The 2,451-nt window shown below is 55.2% G+C and carries 1 protein-coding gene and 1 tRNA gene; one reads left to right on the forward strand and one right to left on the reverse strand.

All coding sequences use genetic code 11. From position 1 onward, the window contains the following. Nucleotides 1-37 precede the first annotated feature (37 nt). Nucleotides 38-111: transfer RNA gene (locus EN984_RS31195), tRNA-Gln, on the forward strand. 385 nt (nt 112-496) lie between these two features. Here EN984_RS31195 and EN984_RS31200 read toward each other — a convergent pair. Next, entirely contained in the window at nt 497-2,161 is a 1,665-nt protein-coding gene (locus tag EN984_RS31200; protein WP_127271886.1) for a hypothetical protein, read from the reverse strand. Nucleotides 2,162-2,451: the final 290 nt, after the last annotated feature.

A 2,451-nucleotide genomic window follows, 5' to 3' on the forward strand; every position in this document is an offset into this window, starting at 1 on the left:
TGCCCGCTCGGCCCGCACGGTTCATGACCGCGCCTGCTGGGGAATAGGTTAACGGTAGACCCACGGACTCTGACTCCGTTAGTCCTGGTTCGAATCCAGGTTCCCCAGCCAAGATAAACCCACTGAAAACACTGAATTCTTGCCGCCAACCGAAACTTGGTGGTGCATGCCGCTGTGACAAAATAAGCGAAAAATAAGCGAATTTTAGCTGCCGCTTATTTTCCAGCCGCTTGGCCATCTTGCCGCAGGCTTTTCCTTTCGCGCTGGCCACACCATTTTCGGCCATGCCGCCATCCGATGCTTTCGCCGCGATGATAGCCGGGCTTTAGGCGGCGGCTTGAGTCGCGCCGATATCGCTAGCAGAGCCGGGGTTTCGCAGAACGACGATTCGGCGCTGCATCCATGGCAACAAATCGCGACCACATGGCCGGGAGGGCGGCGCGCGTTGAGCGCTTGCACCGGGAGGTGGTCGCCGGACCAAGACGCAATCCTACGCCTAAGCTTCTTTTTTTTCGAGCCATTGGATGAAGCCGAGATTTCGAGTGCGGTACTGGTTGATAGCGCTTTCCCTGCCAATTTCTTTGACCGCCTTGGCGAATCGCGTCAGTATTTCGATCATCTCGGGCGTGGCGTCGATCAGGTTCATGTAACGGCGTAGGCCGGCGAGCATGTCCCTCAGTTCCTCACCCTCATGCCCCTTGAGAATCTGGACATAACTTTCCACATCAATCGTAGCCGCTTCAGCCAGCAGTTCCGGATCGGTGATATTCTTGGCGAGCGCCATCACAGTCTCGTCGGTTGTGCGCTTCGGTTTCGTGGCGTTTTCAGCTTCCTTGATCCGCTTGAGCAGTTCAGGGGACAACTCCCGGCCGAACTCGTACAATCTATCGGTATCGAAGGCGGCGGGCTCATCCTTCTTTTCCCGGATGTATAGTGTGACCAGCTCTTCTGCGCGCGGATCTCCCAACTCACGGAACGTGCGCTCGACGCTCACTAAGTCGCCGAGGTCCAAGTACTTAAGCTCGCTTGCAAAAACCTCGACGAACCTGTCGAGTATGGGCTTGATCGGCTTCGTGAAGGACAGATGTAGGTCATCCCAAAGCTCCCGCATGGCTTCTTTTGCCTTGCGGTACATATCAGCCTCATTCAGCTCCTTCGCGTGCGCGTTCAGCCGCGATTGATCGAAGTATCCATTCTGGACAGCCTCAAGGAGGGTCAGGTCGAACGCGCTGGTGCCTGTGTACCGGTATTGGACAAGCAGGTCGCGCCATTTCAGGTCGAGGTCGGCGTCCTCCTTGATCGGGTTATAAGCGTTGACTCGCTTCAGGTAGTCGAGCGGTGGTGCGCCCTTTGGCTGAAGGTAACTCCAGGCGAGTAGGGTGATTGTCCGAACAGCATCCATTGTCACGCTAAAGGAATATCCGGCGAGCATAGGCGCGACCTGCTTAGCCAGAGCTAGAATTTTCCAGATCACTCGGACGTTCTTGATGCCCAGCAGGATAGCATGCTGACGGACCATGGCGGCGATGTTGTCACCGTCCCCCGGAATAGCGATGTCGGCAATCTCGGCGCAAGAAGGGTCGAACCGCAAGTACAAGTCCACCACCTTCTCTAAGTAGGACTCGAATTCACCCTTGTCCTCTAGTTGCTCGTCATTGAGGATCAGCACAACCTTGCACTTCCGATCGTCTCTGAGCTGGGAGATGTAGCCCAACACATCGACGCTTCTGAGCCCATCGCCCTTGCGTTCCAGATCATCGACCAGGACGATCTGATTGCGGATGCTGAGTGCTGCTGCTTCAACGGCTGCTTCACTGGCACTACCGGTAAGAGATGCGAAAACCTTCCATACGACGTTGGAGGATTTCGCCTCGTTTATGTAGTCGGTGTAGTCGTTAAAATCGAACGGCTTTCCGATTTTCTCAATCGCCACCGTGGACTGAAAAATGTCGCGCTTGATGTCTTGAATCGAGTTCAGGCCGAACAATGAGACTTTTGCGTAACGTTTCAGCTTGAGTTTTTTACTGAGGACCGCCTTCGAGAGAACATCGTCCCAGGTATATGTCTTGCCCGTGCCCCAATCACCGCGGATACACAGAACCTGCTCCTTATTTGACGCTAGAAACTGACCGATGGCTTCACGCACCCGCTGCACTGACATAATACCCCCCTCCGCAAGTAGCGGACAAATGTAGCTGTCCTGCGCCAAGATGCCAGGGCCGGACGACGGCGTTACGCGTGACGAGCGTCTTTCGCCCAGAAGATGGTCTCTGGAAGATCGTGCATCGTCACGCCGATCCGATAACGACGGCTCAGCGGGCCAATTCGGTACTCCGCCGATAGACGCTATTATCGATCTGGCGCCTGGGTGCGGAACATGGTCCTTTAATTAAATTAGCAGAAATGCATAAAAAGGCCTATAATTCGGACAGCCGGCATTCCCCCCCAAGC

It is taken from the genome of Mesorhizobium sp. M7A.F.Ca.CA.004.12.1.1, assembly GCF_003997835.1.
Taxonomy (GTDB): Bacteria; Pseudomonadota; Alphaproteobacteria; order Rhizobiales; family Rhizobiaceae; genus Mesorhizobium.

Excerpts from the sequence above, each read along its gene's own strand:
- EN984_RS31200 (WP_127271886.1), bottom strand. The coding sequence starts at position 2,161 with ATGTCAGTGCAGCGGGTGCGTGAAGCCATCGGTCAGTTTCTAGCGTCA.